The 17,079-nt window shown below is 71.8% G+C and carries 14 protein-coding genes and 1 riboswitch; of the genes, 10 read left to right on the plus strand and 4 right to left on the minus strand.

Translation table 11 applies throughout. The features are described 5' to 3' along the window. Nucleotides 1–5: 5 nt before the first annotated feature. Complete coding sequence (locus IE273_RS24740; protein ID WP_189817398.1) at nucleotides 6–806, minus strand: CPBP family intramembrane glutamic endopeptidase; 801 nt, start codon at nucleotides 804–806, stop codon at nucleotides 6–8. A gap of 255 nt (nucleotides 807–1,061) precedes the next feature. Next, the gene (locus tag IE273_RS24745) at nucleotides 1,062–2,579 is read right to left on the minus strand and encodes a glutamate-cysteine ligase family protein (protein WP_189817366.1); all 1,518 of its coding nucleotides are present in this window, start codon (nucleotides 2,577–2,579) and stop codon (nucleotides 1,062–1,064) included. Nucleotides 2,580–3,148: 569 nt separating this feature from the next. On the opposite strand from IE273_RS24745, the gene IE273_RS24750 reads away from it, so the two are divergent. Together IE273_RS24750 and IE273_RS24755 are read left to right on the plus strand one after the other, a co-directional pair. Beyond that, nucleotides 3,149–3,733, plus strand: coding sequence for a hypothetical protein (locus IE273_RS24750; RefSeq protein WP_189817367.1), 585 nt, complete (start codon nucleotides 3,149–3,151; stop codon nucleotides 3,731–3,733). A 286-nt stretch (nucleotides 3,734–4,019) separates the two neighbouring features. Continuing rightward, a complete protein-coding gene (locus IE273_RS24755) occupies nucleotides 4,020–4,226 on the plus strand; it encodes a DUF5999 family protein (RefSeq protein WP_189817368.1) in 207 nt (68 codons plus the stop codon). Between the two features lie 191 nt (nucleotides 4,227–4,417). Here the strand turns inward: IE273_RS24755 and IE273_RS24760 are convergent, their stop codons facing one another. After that, complete coding sequence (locus tag IE273_RS24760; RefSeq protein ID WP_189817369.1) at nucleotides 4,418–5,893, minus strand: glycoside hydrolase family 43 protein; 1,476 nt, start codon at nucleotides 5,891–5,893, stop codon at nucleotides 4,418–4,420. A gap of 222 nt (nucleotides 5,894–6,115) precedes the next feature. Here IE273_RS24760 and IE273_RS24765 point away from each other — a divergent pair, with 222 nt between their 5' ends. From IE273_RS24765 to IE273_RS24800, 8 genes are all read left to right on the plus strand, one after another. Beyond that, nucleotides 6,116–6,646, plus strand: a complete 531-nt coding sequence (locus IE273_RS24765; protein WP_189817370.1) for a universal stress protein — start codon at nucleotides 6,116–6,118, stop codon at nucleotides 6,644–6,646. 143 nt (nucleotides 6,647–6,789) lie between these two features. Beyond that, on the plus strand, nucleotides 6,790–7,347 hold the full coding sequence (locus IE273_RS24770) for a hypothetical protein (RefSeq protein ID WP_189817371.1): 558 nt from the start codon (nucleotides 6,790–6,792) through the stop codon (nucleotides 7,345–7,347). A gap of 252 nt (nucleotides 7,348–7,599) precedes the next feature. Further along, entirely contained in the window at nucleotides 7,600–9,558 is a 1,959-nt protein-coding gene (locus IE273_RS24775; RefSeq protein WP_189817372.1) for an APC family permease, read from the plus strand. A 189-nt stretch (nucleotides 9,559–9,747) separates the two neighbouring features. Continuing rightward, the gene (locus tag IE273_RS24780; RefSeq protein WP_041665013.1) at nucleotides 9,748–10,143 is read left to right on the plus strand and encodes a TOBE domain-containing protein; all 396 of its coding nucleotides are present in this window, start codon (nucleotides 9,748–9,750) and stop codon (nucleotides 10,141–10,143) included. Nucleotides 10,144–10,343: 200 nt separating this feature from the next. Beyond that, nucleotides 10,344–11,183, plus strand: coding sequence for a molybdate ABC transporter substrate-binding protein (gene modA / locus IE273_RS24785; RefSeq protein WP_189817373.1), 840 nt, complete (start codon nucleotides 10,344–10,346; stop codon nucleotides 11,181–11,183). Next, nucleotides 11,180–12,040, plus strand: a complete 861-nt coding sequence (gene modB, locus IE273_RS24790) for a molybdate ABC transporter permease subunit (protein WP_189817374.1) — start codon at nucleotides 11,180–11,182, stop codon at nucleotides 12,038–12,040. Before modA ends, modB begins: the two co-directional genes overlap by 4 nt. Then, entirely contained in the window at nucleotides 12,037–13,329 is a 1,293-nt protein-coding gene (locus tag IE273_RS24795) for an ABC transporter ATP-binding protein (protein ID WP_229887476.1), read from the plus strand. Before modB ends, IE273_RS24795 begins: the two co-directional genes overlap by 4 nt. A 28-nt stretch (nucleotides 13,330–13,357) precedes the next feature. Beyond that, the gene (locus IE273_RS24800; RefSeq protein ID WP_189817375.1) at nucleotides 13,358–13,777 is read left to right on the plus strand and encodes a TOBE domain-containing protein; all 420 of its coding nucleotides are present in this window, start codon (nucleotides 13,358–13,360) and stop codon (nucleotides 13,775–13,777) included. A 54-nt stretch (nucleotides 13,778–13,831) separates the two neighbouring features. On the opposite strand, the gene gcvP is transcribed toward IE273_RS24800, so the two are convergent. Further along, nucleotides 13,832–16,717 (minus strand): aminomethyl-transferring glycine dehydrogenase, encoded by a 2,886-nt coding sequence (gcvP, locus tag IE273_RS24805; protein ID WP_189817376.1) that lies wholly within the window; start codon nucleotides 16,715–16,717, stop codon nucleotides 13,832–13,834. Nucleotides 16,718–16,891: 174 nt separating this feature from the next. After that, nucleotides 16,892–16,987: riboswitch (glycine riboswitch) on the minus strand. Between the last annotated feature and the right edge of the window lie 92 nt (nucleotides 16,988–17,079).

The following is a 17,079-nucleotide window of genomic DNA, read 5'->3' on the forward strand; positions in this document are numbered from 1 at the left end:
CTTGCTCAGGCGGTCGGCAGCCAGCCCACCTTGCCCGCGAGGAGGGCGTAGCCGACGAACGCGCCGATGTCGAGCAGGGAGTGCGCGACGACCAGCGGCCCGACCCGGCCCCAGCGGCGGTAGAGGCAGACGAACACCACGCCCATGACCATGTTGCCGAGGAAGCCGCCGACGCCCTGGTAGAGGTGGTACGAGCCACGCAGGACCGCGCTGGCCGCCAGCGCGGTCCCCGGCGTCCAGCCCAACTGCCCCAGCCGGCGCAGCAGGTAGCCGACGACGATGACCTCTTCGAGGATCGCGTTCTGCAACGCGGAGAGGATCAGCACCGGGTACTTCCACCACACGTCCGGAAGTGCCTCGGGTACGACGGTGAGGTTGAAGCCGAGGCCGCGGGCGGCGAGGTAGAAGGCGATGCCGGTGCTGCCGATCACGGCCGCGATGCCGGCACCCCGGGCGAGATCGGGCCAGGGACGGGTGCGGTCGAAGCCGAGGGTGCGCAGGCCCGCGCCCTCGCGCAGCAACAGGTGGGCGACGAGTGCCACGGGGACCAACGCGGTGGCGATGCCGAAGAGCTGCCAGGCCAGGTCCAGCCAGGGGCGGCCCGGTGCGGCGGAGGCGTTGAGGGTGGCCGCCTGGTCCTTCAGCCCGCCCGGCTTGGTGACCGAGCCGATGAAGCTGATCAGCGCGGACACCCCGCTCGCCCCGAGCGAGAGCGCCAGGACGAGCAGCGTCTCGTCCCGCAGCATCCGTCGCGGGTCACGCTCCCGCGCCGCGGAATCGGCCACCGAGTCAGCCTCCACCTGCACCCCTGCCTCCAGCCGGCTCACGGGCCCCTGGCCCACCTTTCGCCTGGCAAGGATCGCAGAAGGAGCTGTGGAGGGCGCGGCATGCCCCCGGAGGGCAGAGCTCTCTCGTGGCCTACGGCAGCCCGCCGTGGCCTACGGCAGCCCGCCGACGTCCGCGACCGGCTCCTGGACCACGCCCCACCACCCGCCTCTGTCCGCCGCCCCCTCCTCTCCTCCGCCGCTCGGCCCCTCCAGCGGCCCGGCGAAGCCCGGCGCTCAGCCCAGCGGTACCGGCTCCGGCAGCCCCACCGGCCACGTGTGCACCGGCTCCCCCACGTGCATCAGCTCGGCGTACCTCCGCGTCGTCGCCGCCAGGGCCGCCTGCCGTGACAACCCCTGCTCCAGCGCCCGGTGGAAGGTGGCCGCCTGCCAGGACGCCCCGTTGACGCGGCGCCGGCAGCGTTCCTCGATCACGCCCAGGTAGAGGTCCCGGTCGGCGGCCTCCACACCCCACGCGTCCAGTCCGGCCGAGGCCAGCGGCAGCAGCTCGTCGCGGACCAGCGTGACCGCGTCGACCTCGCCCGTGCCGCCGTACCGCCCCCGCCGGGGCCATACGAAGCGCGCGTCGATGCCGTACCGGCACGCCGCGTCGAAGTTCGCCTCGGCCGCGGCGAACGGCAGCCGGGTCCACACCGGCCGGGACTCCTCGGCGAGGGCGCGGACGAGGCCGTAGTAGAAGGCCGCGTTGGCGATCACGTCGGTGATGGTGGGCCCGGCCGGCAGCACCCGGTTCTCCACCCTGAGGTGCGGGACGCCGTCCGCGATGCCGTACACCGGCCGGTTCCAGCGGTAGATCGTGCCGTTGTGCAGCACGAGTTCGGCGAGTTTGGGCACCCCGCCGGCCTCGACGACCCCCAGTGGCTCCTCGTCGTCACAGATCGGCAGCAGGGCCGGGAAGTAGCGCAGGTTCTCCTCGAACAGGTCGTACGCGGAGGTGATCCACCGCTCGCCGAACCAGGTGCGCGGCCGTACGCCCTGCGCCTGGAGCTCGGGCGGCCGGGTGTCGGTGGACTGCTGGAACAGCGGGGGCCGGGACTCGCGCCACAGCTCGTGCCCGAAGAGGAACGGTGAGTTCGCTCCGACGGCGATCTGCGCGGCGGAGGCCGCCTGGGCCGCGTTCCACACGTCGGCGAACCGGCCCGGGGTGACTTGCAGGTGCAGTTGCAGGGAGGTGCACGCGGCCTCGGGCACGATCGACTTCGAGGTGCAGACGAGGTGCTCCACGCCCTCGATGTCGAGCCGGAAGTCCTCCCCGCGCGCGGCGACCATCTGGTCGTTGAGGAGTGTGTAGCGATCGACCTCGGAGAGGTTGGAGGAGACCAGGTCGTCCCGGTCGAGGGTGGGCAGGATGCCGATCATCACGATGCCCGCGTCCACCTCCCCGGCCTTCCGGTCGGCATAGGCGAGCGACGTGCGCAGTTCCTCGGCGAGCCGGTCGAAAACCCGGCCGCCCAGCCGGTGTGGGGCTATGTTTACTTCCAGGTTGAACATGGCGAGTTCTGTTTGGAAATCGCGGCTCGCGATGCGCTCCAGTACCTGCCCGTTCAACATTTTCGGCATACCGTCCGACCCGGCGAGATTCAACTCGATCTCGACCCCCATGAGATTCTTGGGCCGGTCGAATCGCTTCTCGCGCAGCAGCCGCTCCAGTCCCGACAGGCACTGCTGGAGCTTTTCACGGTAGCGCTGGCGATCGGACAGGTCGAACTGCCCTGCCACGACCTTCTCCCCCATCGAAGTGTCCCTCCTCGGATGGGCGGGCCGACGATCCGGCCGCCTGGCTCCCGGGTCAGGTGGGATGATGCCCAGCCGAAGCGATCGATAACGTCCCGCGCGGGCCCGCCGCCCGCTAGTCTGTCGGAATGTTCCCGGCGGCACATTCACGGGGCATGCCGCACTCGCACCTTCGGGTGCCCCGCACACCTCGTGAAAAACGCCGACGACATTCGGCCGACCGTTACCGGTGCGTATGGCGAGGTCAGCGACGGGGACCGGGTCCGGAAATCGGGATGATTTTCGTAAATCGACGGCCTAATTCCGCCTTGCCGGGTCGACCGGAATCGGATAGCCGAAACACCGGCCGAACACACGTCGTATAAACTTCCTCCACAAGGCAGAAGGTTGGCGCCCTCGGTCCTGGTTTCCGCGGTGTTCCTGCCGTCCCCGTTGACGGGCGGCAGACCGAGCCGCACTCTCTTTCACACCGACCTGGGCCCCCACCTCTCCGGCCTTCCGTGAGCTGACAGCGCCGTCCGCCCCACCCTCCTCGCGCCGCCGCGCCTGTCGAATGAGAGGCGACCCACATGCCGCTGCACGTACCCCCTGCCCCCGCGCCTGCCCTGCGCTCCGTCCTCACCGCCCTCGGTTCCCCCACCGCGGTCCGTGAGGCGCGCACCCCCTCCCTGCGCGCCGCGCAGGGTCCGGCGACACCGGAACTCCCACTGCCCGTCCACGTGCTGGACCGGATCACCGCGCAAGGCCTGTCCGCGACCCGGCTGGCCGGCTGGCGCTTCCTGATCCGGTGCGGTGATCGCGCGGTGGCCGCGGCCGACACCATGCTGACTCCCGACGGCTGGGCCTTCTCGCACTTCTTCGAGGGCCCGTACGTCGCCTCCACCGAACGCGCCCTGCAACAGGCCGAGGCCCTGCAACAGCCGTACCAGGCGCGGCTGCTGTCCGTGCCTGGGCTGTACATGCTCACCCTGTGGCTGCACGGCGACTGCTCCGGCGACGGCAGCGAGGGCCATCCCGCCGCCACCGATCTGCTCGTGCCGCTGGCGCCCGCACCGCCCGGCATTCCGACGCACCGTCCGTTCCCGGTCGCCGAGTTGCTTCCGGTGCTGACCCATCGGGCGACTCCTCTCCCGCTGCTCGGCTCGCCTGCCTGACCGACGCCCGCGTACCCCGCTTCCCGCGAGGGAAGCGGGGTACGACTGCCTTTCGAGCACTCCGCCGCCCGGAGCCATCAGGACTAGTCCCATCCGGCTACTGCGAACCACCCGAAGGGACAGTGCAGTTGGACTGAACCGTCCGCGCGGGTGACGCGTCCTGAACCTGTGAGAAGCGGTGCCGTGAAATCCCTGCGGAACGACGCCCAGAGGACAACACTGGTTTCCGACCGACTCATCACCACGGGGGACGGACATGATCACGACAGAGCGAAAGATCCCGCCCATGTGCCAGCACCAACCGACCTGCCCTCCGGCCGAATCCGCCGACCGGGAGTCCGCCCGCCTCGTGGCGCACCACCCGGAGCAGGGGTGGAGCCTGCTGTGCAACGGCGTCCTGCTCTTCGAGGACACCGGTGAGCTGCTGCCGGACGGCCGCGTCATCGCCCCGCACCGCCCGCTCGGTGTGGAGCAGGTGATGACCGCCGCCTGAGGGCGACAGGGCGACCTGACCCGGGCACGCACACCGACCTGACCTGAACAGGGGCACAGTGCCCTGAGGGGCCGGCCGCACATGACCCGTGCGCCCCGGCGCCGACGCGTGTCCGGGGTGCGGGGGCCGGGCAGCACCGCGCCCCCACCTTTTCGAAACTTTCGACATCGCTCGGTGCGTCATGGTCTCGCCTACGGCGTGGCGGGCGCGTATTCGAACCAGTCGAAGGCCGCGCGGCCCTCGGTGACGTACATGCCGATGACACGGCCGGTGAAACCGGCGGCCACCTCCGTGGACAGATAGCGGCCGTCGAGTTCGGCGAGCCGGACGGTTCCCTCGGCGGTCGCGACGGAGAAGACGAGGGTGTCGGGGCCGTGCTGCGTCCCGGGGTCCCGGGTGGCGCGGATCTCGACGGTCAGGGTGACCGGCCCCGCCGGCACCGGGTGTTCGGCGACGCGCTGCCGCAGCGGGCCGATCCGCGCGATCACGGCCGCGGTGCCCCCGCTCACCTCCAGGTCGTAGTGGTGGGCCTCGTCCAGGCGCACTGACAGCCCCGCCCGCGCGGCACCGGGCTCCAGCGACGCCGCCGCCCGGCAGTCGTGGTGCTGCTGGCGGCGGCCGACGAAGGTGTGCCCGGGCCGGTCGAGGCTGTCACCGGTGGCGGCCAGGGTGAGCCGGCCCGGCCGCTCGGTCAGCGACCAGCAGCCCTCGGGCCGGCGCCGCGGGGATATCCAGTGCGGTGCGAGTGCCGGGCCCTCGAAGTCGTCCCGCGCCGGCGGCTGTTCGAGGGGGGCCCAGGCGGCCGGCGCCGGATGCCGCTCCTGGACCGGACCCGTCCGCGGCCAGCCGTCGGCCCACTCCACCGGGACCAGGAACGTCTCCCGGCCGAGGACGTGGAACTCCGGGAACCAGCCACGGGGCCGGGTGCCGAGCAGCACCATCCACCAGGTGCCGTCGGCCGCCTGGACCAGGTCGCCGTGGCCGGTGCACTGGATGGGCAGGCCGGTGCCGCGGTGGGACAGCAGCGGGTTGCCGGGAGCCGGTTGCCAGGGGCCGCGCGGCGAGCGGGCGCGCGCCACGGAGACACCGTGCCCCAGGGCGGTGCCGCCCTCGGCGAGCAGCAGGTACCACCAGTCGCCGATCCGGTACAGGTGCGGGGCCTCCGGGTCGCGCAGGCCGGTGCCGGACCACATCGGCAGCGGACCCTCCAGCACCCGTCCCGTGCGCGGGTCGATCCGGGCGACGCTCACCCCGGCCATCGCGACCCAGCAGGAACCGTCCTCGTCCCACGCCAGGTCCGGGTCGATGCCGGGCAGATCGATCCACACCGGGTCGGACCAGGGGCCCTCGGGGCGCTCCGCGGTGACGAGGAAGGTGCCGCCGGCGCCCGCGCTGGTGGTGATGACGTGGAAGAGTCCGTCGTGGTGCCGGATCGTCGGCGCGTAGATGCCGGAGGACGCCGGGACGTCGTCGGGCAGGTCCAACTGCCCCGGCCGGTCGAGCACGTTGCCGATCTGGCGCCAGTGCACCAGGTCCCGGCTGTGGAACAGCGGAACGCCGGGGAAGTACTCGAAGCTGGAACACACCAGGTAGTAGTCGCCGCCGACCCGGCACACGCTGGGGTCGGGGTGGAAACCCGGGATGACGGGATTGTCGTACGTTCGCATGCTCGCCTCCCAAAGGCACTCGAAAGTTTCGTTCTGAGCTCCGAATCTTAATGACCGGAGGGGCGTTCGCGGGAGTGTCCGTACCGCCCGGCTGGTCGAATCACCGGCACGGGAGTGGGATGGAAGGGAGCGAGGAATCGCAGCGGGCATGCCCGCGGGTGTCACGGATGTCAGGGGTGTCACCCTCCCCGGTGCCCGTCCGGAACGGTGGAGTCATGCGTCATGTCCGGTTACGACGGCTCGGCGGCCACGCGCGTGGTGGTCGGTGTGAGCGGCTCCCTGAACAGCGTCACGGCCCTGCGGCGGGCCGCCGCGCTGGCCCGCCGGCTGAGAGCCCAGCTCTGGCCCGTGCTGGCCTGGGAACCACCGGGCGGTGACTCCGCCGCGCGCCGTTCCCCCGCCGCCGGACTGCTGGTCGAGGAGTGGCAGCGGCTCGCCAAGCAGCGGCTGGCCTCGGTGCTGGAGGAGATCTTCGACGCGGAGGCTCCCGGTGTGCCGGTGCGGCCCGTCGTCGTCCGTGGCGCCCCCGGCCCGGCGCTGGTGGCGACCGCGAACCGGGAGGACGACGTCCTGGTCGTGGGCACCGGGCGGCGCGGACTGCAACGGGCCTTCTCCGGCCGGGTCTCCCGGCACTGTCTGGCCCACGCGGTCTGTCCGGTGCTGGCGGTGCCCCCGTCCCCGCTGGAATCGGAGCTGCTGTCCGTCCACCGCCGCAACACGTGGCATCTGCGCATCGACACCCGGGGGCTGTGAAGGGGGCGGCCACACCACGCACCGGCGCGTGGGGCGAGGACGTCACGCCGAGCCGTTGCCGTCCCGTCAAGAACCGGCCCCCGGACGTCAGAGCGCCGTCAACGGCAGCGCCGGGGCACCGTCGGCGGACTACCGTTTTCCTCATGGAGCACGGCAACGACACCCGCCCCCAGCCGACCGGCGCCCACCCGTCCGGCACCGGCACTGTGGTGCATGACCGCGGCTGGACCCAGGACGCGCGCACGTCGGCCCGCTGTGCGGGCGCGCTGTTCGGCCTGCTGCTGTGCGTCGACTGGGCGGCGGGCTCGCTGACCTGGTGGCGCGGAGCCCTGTGGCTCCTGCTGGCCCTGCTCCTGCTCCTCGTGCTGTTCCCGGTGCGCGTGTCCGCCGGCCGGAACTGGCTGGCCACCCGGCGCCTGTACCGCACCCGCCGCGTCCGCACCGATCTGCTGACCGCGGTGCGCCCGCTGGACGGTGTGACCCAGCGCCTGGTGCTGCGCGACGCCCTCGGCAACCGGATCGAGATCGACCCGGAGGTCCTCGTCCGCAACCCGGAGCTGTGGTACCGGCTGGACGAGGGCGCCCGCGGTTCGGAGGCCGCCGGCACGCTGCTGTGCGGTACGACGGAGCTGCATCAGCTGGCCCGCCGCGTGGACCGCGAGACGGCCCTCGGTGTGTTCCGGGCGTCGGGTCTGGAGTGACGCTCGGTGGCCGCCACCCGGGCGGCTCTCCCGTCGACTCCCCGCGTGCTCATCCGCTCCGCTCCACCCCGGCCGAACCCGCCCCGGCCTCCCCTTCTTGGTGCGGCTCCGCCCCGCGCGGGCCATTCTTAACGCAAGCTTGACGCCGCCCGAGCCGTGATCCATGGGCCCAGGCGTCACTCTCTGCTTACGCTGGTGCCGCCGTCCGCGTGATGGCCGCAAAGAGCTGAGCCGCACATCAGGAGCACGCCGATGGTCACGACCGAGCGCCCTCCCAGTACCAGCCGCCTGCGCGCGTGGATGCTGGAGGGCCTGTCCGACATGGGCAAGGGCGGTGGCCACACCGGACCCCACGCCGAGCCGGAGCCCCCGCACCAGGGACAGCGCTGGTGGCGGGTGATGTGCCTGACCGGTGTCGACTACTTCTCCACCCTCGGCTACCAGCCCGGCATCGCCGCCCTGGCCGCCGGTCTGCTCTCGCCGATCGCGACCATCGTGCTCGTCATCGTGACGCTGGCCGGCGCGCTGCCGGTCTACCGCCGGGTCGCGGAGGAGAGCCCGCACGGCGAGGGCTCGATCGCGATGCTGGAGCGGCTGCTGTCGTTCTGGCAGGGCAAGCTGTTCGTGCTCACCCTGCTCGGCTTCGCGGCCACGGACTTCCTCATCACCATCACGCTGTCCGCCGCCGACGCCTCCACCCACCTGGTGGAGAACCCGCATCTGACGCAGGCCCTCCAGGGCAAGCAGATGCTGATCACCCTCCTCCTGGTGGCCTTGCTCGGCGCGGTCTTCCTCAAGGGCTTCCTGGAGGCGATCGGAGTCGCGGTCGCCCTGGTGGGCGTGTACCTCGGACTCAACCTCGTCGTCGTCATCACCGGCCTGTGGCACGTCGTCACCGCCGGGCATGTGGTCACCGACTGGGGCAGCGCGCTGACCGCGCAGCACGGGAACGTCTTCGTCATGATCGGCGTGGCACTGATCGTCTTCCCGAAACTCGCGCTCGGTCTGTCCGGCTTCGAGACCGGTGTCGCCGTGATGCCGCATGTGAGGGGCGACGCCGGCGACACCGAGGAGCGGCCCACGGGACGCATCCGGGACACCAAGAAGCTGCTGACCACCGCCGCGCTGATCATGAGCTGCTTCCTGATCGCCACCAGCTTCATCACCACGCTGCTGATCCCGGAGAAGGAGTTCAAGGCGGGCGGCCAGGCCAACGGCCGCGCGCTCGCCTACCTCGCGCACGAGTACCTGGGCAACGCCTTCGGCACGGTGTACGACGTGTCGACGATCGCCATCCTGTGGTTCGCGGGCGCCTCCGCGATGGCCGGGCTGCTCAACCTGATGCCGCGCTATCTGCCCCGCTACGGCATGGCCCCGCACTGGGCGCGGGCGGTGCGGCCGATGGTCATCGTCTTCACCCTGGTCGCCTTCCTGGTGACCTGGATCTTCGACGCCAACGTCGACAAGCAGGGCGGCGCCTACGCCACCGGCGTGCTGGTGCTGATCAGCTCCGCCGCCATCGCCGTGACCATCGCCGCGCGCAAGGCGGAACAGCACGGCTGGACCGTCACGTTCGCGGTGATCTCGGTGGTGTTCCTCTACACGACCGTCGTGAACGTCATCGAACGCCCGGACGGTGTGAAGATCGGTGCCTGTTTCATCGCGGGCATCGTGCTGGTGTCCCTGTTGTCCCGGCTGGCCCGTGCGTTCGAGCTGCGGGTGACCAGCGTGTCGCTCGATCCCATGGCGGAACGGTTCATACGGGACATGGCCAGCCGCAGGATGCGGTTCATCGCCAACGAACCGGACCGCCGGGACAAGGCCGAGTACCGCGACAAGATCGAGCAGATCCGCACCGACAACGACATGCCCGAGCAGGAGGACTTCGTCTTCGTCGAGGTCACCGTCACCGACCCGTCGGAGTTCGAGGCGGGCCTCACCGTCCGCGGCGAGGTGCTGCACGACCGCTACCGGGTGCTGACGCTGGAGTCCGCCTCGATCCCGAACGCCCTCGCCGCCCTGCTGCTGCACATCCGTGACGTCACCGGCTGCACCCCGCACATCTACTTCGAGTGGACCGAGGGCAACCCGTTCGCCAACTTCCTCCGCTTCTTCCTCTTCGGCCAGGGCGAGGTCGCCCCGGTCACCCGCGAGGTACTGCGCGAGGCGGAACCGGACCGCGAACGCCGGCCACGGGTGCACACGGGCTGAGCCGGGCCGTGCGGCCGGGCACGGATCGCCTCGGCGCTCCGGTCGTCCGGCACTGCGACGACGTACGCCTGATCCCGCAGCCGCCGAACGCTTCCGCCGGGACCGGGGCGCGGTACGGCCGCGTCCCGGTACCTCCGACGGCCGACCCGTGTCCATGGTTCCCGGGGGCGTGGCCCTATCGTGACCGGCATGCAGTCCTACACGATCGGTCAGGCCGCGCGGCTGCTCGGCGTCAGCCCGGACACCGCCCGCCGCTGGGCCGACGCAGGCCGGGTGGCCACGCACCGCGACGAGTCCGGGCGGCGGCTCGTCGACGGCAGAGACCTCGCCGCGTTCTCGGTCGAACTGGCCAAGGCGGGAGCCGCCGAGGAGGACGCCTCGTACACCTCGGCCCGCAACGCCTTCCCCGGCATCGTCACCGCGATCAAGCTCGGCGATGTCGCCGCCCAGGTGGAGATCCAGGCGGGCCCGCACCGGCTCGTCTCGCTGCTGACCCGGGAGGCGGTGGAGGAACTGGGCCTGGAGGTCGGCATGGAGGCGACCGCGCGCGTGAAGTCCACCAACGTGCACATCGACCGGACCTGACCGGGCACGTACGACCGCCCCACCTCGGAGCGACGAGCGCCGTACGAACGCACATGCAAGCCGGAAGCCCACAGTTGCCAGCTCATGCCATGCAACAGATGACTTCTGCCTGGCACATGCGGCAAAATCATCACCGCACGGCCAACTCGGCCGTGCCCGGACGCGACCGTCGTTCGACAGAACCGAGGAGTAGATCCGTGATGACCCGTTCCGTGCGCCGGACCCGGCGGATGCTGCGGCTGGCCGGCGCGGGAGCCGCCGCCGCGCTGGCCCTCAGCGCCTGCTCCTCCTCGTCCGACTCCACCGACTCGTCCAACTCCTCCGACTCGTCCGCTTCCTCCGGCACATCGACGTCCCCGAAGCTCTCCGGCACGGTGACCGTGTTCGCGGCGGCCTCGCTGAAGGAGAGTTTCACGGCCCTGGGCAAGGAGTTCGAGAAGCAGCACCCGGGCACGAAGGTCGACTTCAACTTCGGCGGCAGCGACACCCTCGCCGCGAACATCACCGGCGGTGCCCCCGCGGACGTGTTCGCCGCGGCCAGCCCCAAGACCATGGCCGTCGTGACGGACGAGAAGGACACGGCCGGCACCCCGGTCACCTTCGTCCGCAACCAGTTGGAGATCGCGACCGTCCCGGGCAACCCGCACAAGGTGGCCTCCCTGAAGGACCTCACCAAGGCCGGTCTGAAGGTCGTCCTGTGCGACAGGACCGTTCCGTGCGGCGCCGCCGCCCAGAAGGCCCTGGACGCGAGCGGTCTGAAGCTCACGCCGGTCTCCTACGAGCAGGACGTCAAGGGCGCCCTGACCAAGGTGGAGCTGAAGGAGGCCGACGCGGCGGTGGTGTACAAGACCGATGTCAGGGCCGCCGGTGACAGGGTGGAGGGCGTGGAGTTCCCCGAATCGGCCCGTGCCGTCAACGACTACCCGATCGCGCTGCTGAAGAACGCGCCGAACACCGAGGCCGCCAAGGCGTTCATCGCCCTCGTACGCTCCGCCGAAGGCCAGAAGGTGCTGAGCGAGGCGGGGTTCCTCAAGCCGTGACCTCGCTCGACAAGCCCGGTGCCTCGACCGGCCCCCGCACGGGCCGGCCACGGCGCCGCCGCGTCGGCACGGGGGGCCGGCCCGGGGCGCCGTTGCCGCTGCTGCTGCCGGGCGTGCTGGCCCTGGCGTTCCTGCTGCTGCCGCTGCTCTCCCTGCTCGTCCGCGCGCCGTGGCGCGGCCTGCCGGGCCGGCTGGCCGGCGCGGAGGTGTGGCAGGCGCTCCAGCTGTCCCTGGTGAGCGCCACGGCGGCGACCGCCGTCAGCCTCGTCCTCGGTGTGCCGCTGGCCTGGCTGCTGGCCCGAACGGAGTTCCCCGGCCGGGGTCTCGTGCGCGCCCTGGTGACCCTTCCGCTGGTGCTGCCGCCGGTGGTCGGCGGTGTGGCCCTCCTGCTCGCCCTGGGCCGCAACGGCGTCATCGGGCGGTGGCTCGACGCGTGGTTCGGCATCACCCTGCCGTTCACCACCGCCGGGGTCGTGATCGCGGAGGCGTTCGTCGCGATGCCGTTCCTGGTGATCAGCGTGGAGGGCACGCTGCGCGCCGCCGACCCACGGTACGAGGAGGCGGCGACCACGCTCGGCGCCTCCCGCTTCACCGCGTTCCGCCGCGTGACGCTTCCGCTGATCGCGCCCGGCATCGCGGCGGGCGCGGTGCTGGCCTGGGCCCGCGCGCTCGGCGAGTTCGGCGCGACGATCACGTTCGCGGGCAATTTCCCCGGCCGCACCCAGACCATGCCCCTCGCGGTCTACCTGGCCCTCCAGAACGACCCCGAGACCGCCATCTCCCTCAGCCTGGTCCTGCTGACCGTGTCGATCGCGGTACTGGCGGGCCTCAGGGACCGCTGGATGACAACGTCATGACGACTCCCCACCCCAAGGCCGCCGACGGCACCGAGCCCTCCCGGGATCCCGCGGCACCCACCGACCCCGCACAGGACGCCGCCACGACCACTGACGGCACCGCCCGGGCACAGGACACCGCCGCAGCCGCCGACGGCACCCCCGTCCCGCAGGGGCCACCCGGACCCGACGGCGAGACCCGCACGGCTGGTGCGGGTGGGAACCCGGAGTCGATCGAAGGCCGGCCGCCCGCCACCGACCCGCACCAGCCCTCCGGCCTCGACGCCCGCCTCGTCGTCGACCGGGGCACCTTCCGCCTGGACGTGACCTTGAAAGCCGATCCAGGGGACGTCCTCGCCCTGCTGGGCCCCAACGGCGCCGGCAAGACCACCGCCCTGCGCGCCCTCGCCGGCCTCACCCCCCTCACCGAGGGTCACCTCCACCTGGACGGCACCCCCCTGGCCCACACACCTCCGGAGTCCCGCCCGGTCGGCGTCGTCTTCCAGGACTACCTGCTCTTCCCCCACCTGTCCGCCCTGGACAACGTCGCCTTCGGCCCCCGCTGCCAGGGCGTGCGCAAGGCGGAGGCCCGCGCCCAGGCGGCGGCCTGGCTGGAGCGGATGGGCCTGACGGCCCACGCGGGCGCCAAGCCGCGTGGTCTGTCCGGCGGCCAGGCCCAGCGCGTGGCCCTCGCCCGCGCCCTGGCCACCCGTCCCCGGCTGCTGCTCCTGGACGAGCCACTGGCGGCCCTGGACGCCCGTACCCGGCTGGAGGTCCGCGCACAGCTCCGGCGCCACCTGGCCGAGTTCGAGGCGGTCTCCGTGCTGGTCACCCACGACCCGCTGGACGCCATGGTGCTCGCGGACCGGCTGGTGGTCGTGGAGCACGGCCGGGTCGTCCAGGAGGGCACCCCCGCCGACATCGCCCGCCACCCGCGCACGGACTACATCGCCCGGCTCGTCGGCCTCAACCTCTACCGCGGACAGGCCGCGGGGCACACCGTACGGCTCGACACCGGGCCCGCGATCACGACCACGGAGGAGCTGTCGGGCCCGGCCTTCGTGGCCTTCCCGCCGTCCGCCGTGACCCTGTTCCGGGACCGGCCCTCCGGCGCCAGCGCCCGCAACCTGTGGCGCTGCGAGGTCGCCGGCCTGGAGACGTACGGCGACCAGATCCGCGCCGACCTCACCGGTGAGCTGCCGCTCGCGGCGGACCTGACGACGGTCGCCGCCGCCGAGCTGGACCTGCACCCGGGTGCACCGGTCTGGGCGACGGTCAAGGCGACGCAGACCCACGCATACCCGGCCTGAGCGGACCGGCGCTCTACGGTGGGTGCCCATGACCCTGAGCATCCGCAACCAGCTGCCCGGCACCGTCACCGAGGTGCGCCCGGGCGAAGTCATGGCGACCGTCAAAGTCCGGCTCACCGGCGGCCAGGACCTCACCGCGGCCGTCACCCTGGAAGCCGTCGAGCAGCTCGGCCTCGCCCCGGGTTCCCCGGTGACCGCCCTGGTGAAGGCGACGGAGGTCTCCCTGGCCGCCGACCGGGTCGAGGGTCTGTCGATCCGCAACCAGTTGCGGGGCACGGTCATCCGTCTCTCGCTCGGCGAGGCGATGGCCACCGTCCGGGTCGCCGTGGAAGGCGGCGAACTCACCGCCGCGATCACGAAGGACGCGGCCGGGGACCTCGGTCTGTTCGTGGGCTCCGACGTCGTCGCCCTGATCAAGGCGACGGAGGTCTCGCTGGCGACGGCGTAGGAAATCCCGAAGGCCCCGCCCGGAACCCGGGCGGGGCCTTCGTCAGCGGTTCGCTCAGTCCTCGTAGGCGTCCAGCGGCGGGCAGGAGCACACCAGGTTGCGGTCGCCGTAGGCCTGGTCGATGCGGCGCACCGGCGGCCAGTACTTGTCGGCGGCCGAGACACCGGCCGGGAAGACGGCCTCCTCGCGGCTGTAGGCGTGCGTCCACTCACCGCCGAGCGCGGCGGCGGTGTGCGGGGCGTTCCGCAGCGGGTTGTCCTCGGCGGGCCACGCGCCGGAGCCGACCTTGTCGATCTCCGCGCGGATGGCGATCATCGCATCGCAGAAGCGGTCCAGCTCGGTCAGGTCCTCGGACTCGGTCGGCTCGATCATCAGCGTGCCGGCCACCGGGAAGGACATGGTCGGCGCGTGGAAGCCGTAGTCGATCAGGCGCTTGGCGACGTCGTCCACGCTCACGCCGGTCGCCTTGGTCAGCGGGCGCAGGTCGATGATGCACTCGTGCGCGACGAGGCCGCCGGGGCCGGTGTAGAGCACCGGGTAGTGCGGCTCCAGGCGCTTGGCGACGTAGTTCGCGGAGAGCACCGCGACCTGCGTGGCCCGCTTGAGGCCCTCACCGCCCATCAGACGGACGTACGCCCACGAGATCGGCAGGATGCCCGCGCTGCCCCACGGGGCGGCCGAGATCGGTCCCACGCCCGTCTCGGGGCCGGCCTCCGGCTGGAGCGGGTGGTTCGGCAGGTACGGCGCCAGGTGCGAGCGGACCGCGACCGGGCCGACCCCCGGGCCGCCGCCGCCGTGCGGGATGCAGAACGTCTTGTGCAGGTTCAGGTGGGAGACGTCACCGCCGAAGTGGCCGGGCTTGGCGAGGCCGACGAGCGCGTTGAGGTTGGCGCCGTCGACGTAGACCTGGCCGCCCGCCTCGTGCACCTGGGCGCAGATGTCGGCGACGTGCTCCTCGAACACACCGTGCGTCGAGGGGTAGGTGATCATCAGCACCGCCAGCTCGTCGCGGTGCTGCTCGATCTTGGCGCGCAGGTCCTCGACGTCGATCTCGCCGTCCTCGGCGGTCTTGACGACGACGACCTTCATGCCGGCCATCACGGCGCTGGCCGCGTTGGTGCCGTGCGCGGAGGACGGGATGAGGCACACGGTGCGCTGCTCGTCGCCGTTGGCGCGGTGGTAGCCGCGTACGGCGAGCAGACCGGCCAGCTCGCCCTGGGAGCCGGCGTTCGGCTGGAGGGAGACCTTGTCGTAGCCGGTGACCTCGGCGAGGCGGTCCTCCAGCTCGTGGATGAGCGCGAGGTAGCCCTGGGCCTGCTCGATGGGCGCGAAGGGGTGCAGCTGCCCGAACTCGGGCCAGGTGACCGGCTCCATCTCGGTGGTCGCGTTGAGCTTCATGGTGCAGGAGCCCAGCGGGATCATGCCGCGGTCCAGCGCGTAGTCGCGGTCGGCCAGCTTGCGCAGGTAGCGCAGCATCGCGGTCTCGGAGCGGTGCTGGTGGAAGACCGGGTGGGTGAGGTAGGCGTCGGTGCGCAGCAGCGCCTCGGGCAGGGTGTCCTCGGCGCTCTCGTCCAGCGCCTCGATGTCGCCCTCGACCCCGAAGGCGGCGAAGACGGCGGCCAGCTGGGCCCGGTCGGTGGTCTCGTCGCAGGCGGCCGAGACGTGGTCGGCGTCGACGAGACGCAGGTTGACCCCGTTCTCCCGGGCGGCGGCGACGATCGCGGCGGCCTTGCCGGGCACGCGCGCGGTGAGCGTGTCGAAGTACGCGCCGTGGACGATCTCCACGCCACCGGCCTTCAGCCCCTCGGCGAGGATCGTGGCGTACCGGTGCGTGCGCCGGGCGATGGTCCGCAGGCCCTCCGGCCCGTGGTAGACGGCGTACATGCCGGCCATCACGGCGAGCAGCACCTGGGCGGTGCAGATGTTGCTGGTGGCCTTCTCGCGGCGGATGTGCTGCTCACGGGTCTGGAGCGCCAGGCGGTAGGCCTTGTTGCCGTCGACGTCGACGGAGACGCCGACGAGCCGGCCGGGGAGGCTGCGGGCGAACTTCTCGTGCACGGCCATGTAACCGGCGTGCGGGCCGCCGAAGCCCATCGGCACACCGAAGCGCTGGGTCGTGCCGACGGCGATGTCCGCCCCGAGCTCGCCCGGCGAAGTCAGCAGGGTCAGCGCGAGCAGGTCGGCGGCGACCGTGACCAGGGCGCCCAGCTCGTGCGCCTGGTCGATGACGGGCTTGATGTCCCGTACGGCACCCGAGGCGCCCGGGTACTGGATCAGCACGCCGCTGATCTCGCGCTCGGCGATGTCCGCCGGGATGCCGTCGCCGAGGTCGGCGACGACGACCTCGACGCCGGTCGGCTCGGCACGGGTCTCGATCACTGCGATGGTCTGCGGCAGCGCGTCCGCGTCGACCAGGAACAGGCCCTTCTTGTTCTTGCCCATGCGCAGGGACAGCGCCATGGCCTCGGCGGCGGCGGTGCCCTCGTCCAGCAGGGAGGCGCCGGAGGTGGGCAGGCCGGTCAGCTCGGCGACCATCGTCTGGAAGTTCAGCAGGGCCTCCAGGCGGCCCTGGGAGATCTCCGGCTGGTACGGCGTGTAGGCCGTGTACCAGGCCGGGTTCTCCATGACGTTGCGCAGGACGACGGGGGGCGTGAAGGTGCCGTAGTAGCCCAGGCCGATCATGGAGCCGAGGACCTGGTTGCGGTCGGCGAGCGAGCGCAGCTCGGCGAGCACCTCGGCCTCGGTGCGGGCGCCCGGCAGGTCCAGGGCATCGGCGTTCTTGATCACATCCGGCACCGCGGCGGCGGTCAGTTCGTCGAGCGAGCCGTACCCGACCTGCGCGAGCATCTTGGCCCGCGCCTCCTGGTCGGGCCCGATGTGGCGCTGCTCGAACGGGGTGCCCGCTTCGAGTTCGGAGAGCGGAATGCGATGGGCGGTCATTGCGGAGGCCTCCTGGTCTGACGCGACCTGCGAGGGGCACCACGGCGCGGGCACCCCGACGGCCTCCCCCTCTGTCATCTCGACCTGAGAGCTTCACCGGACGCCCGTGGGCACCGGCTTTCCCCGTCGGTGAGAGCGGAAGCCGTCGACATCCGCCCTGCTTTCCAGAGTGACCTCGTCCGTGCGGTACGTGAGCCTGAGAGATTCCGGGGAGGATTTGCTCCTTCGGCGCCCCCGATGGTGGTCGGAGGACTCTCCCGCACGGGGTCAGCAGCCGCTGTCAGCCTACCAGCGAGGTCAACACCGGGGTCTTCGAGTGGCCGCCTCGTTGAATGTGCTCTTTTGTAGTGCTTACGGATGAG

This window comes from Streptomyces olivaceoviridis, from assembly GCF_014650115.1.
GTDB classification, from domain to species: Bacteria; Actinomycetota; Actinomycetes; order Streptomycetales; family Streptomycetaceae; genus Streptomyces; species Streptomyces olivaceoviridis.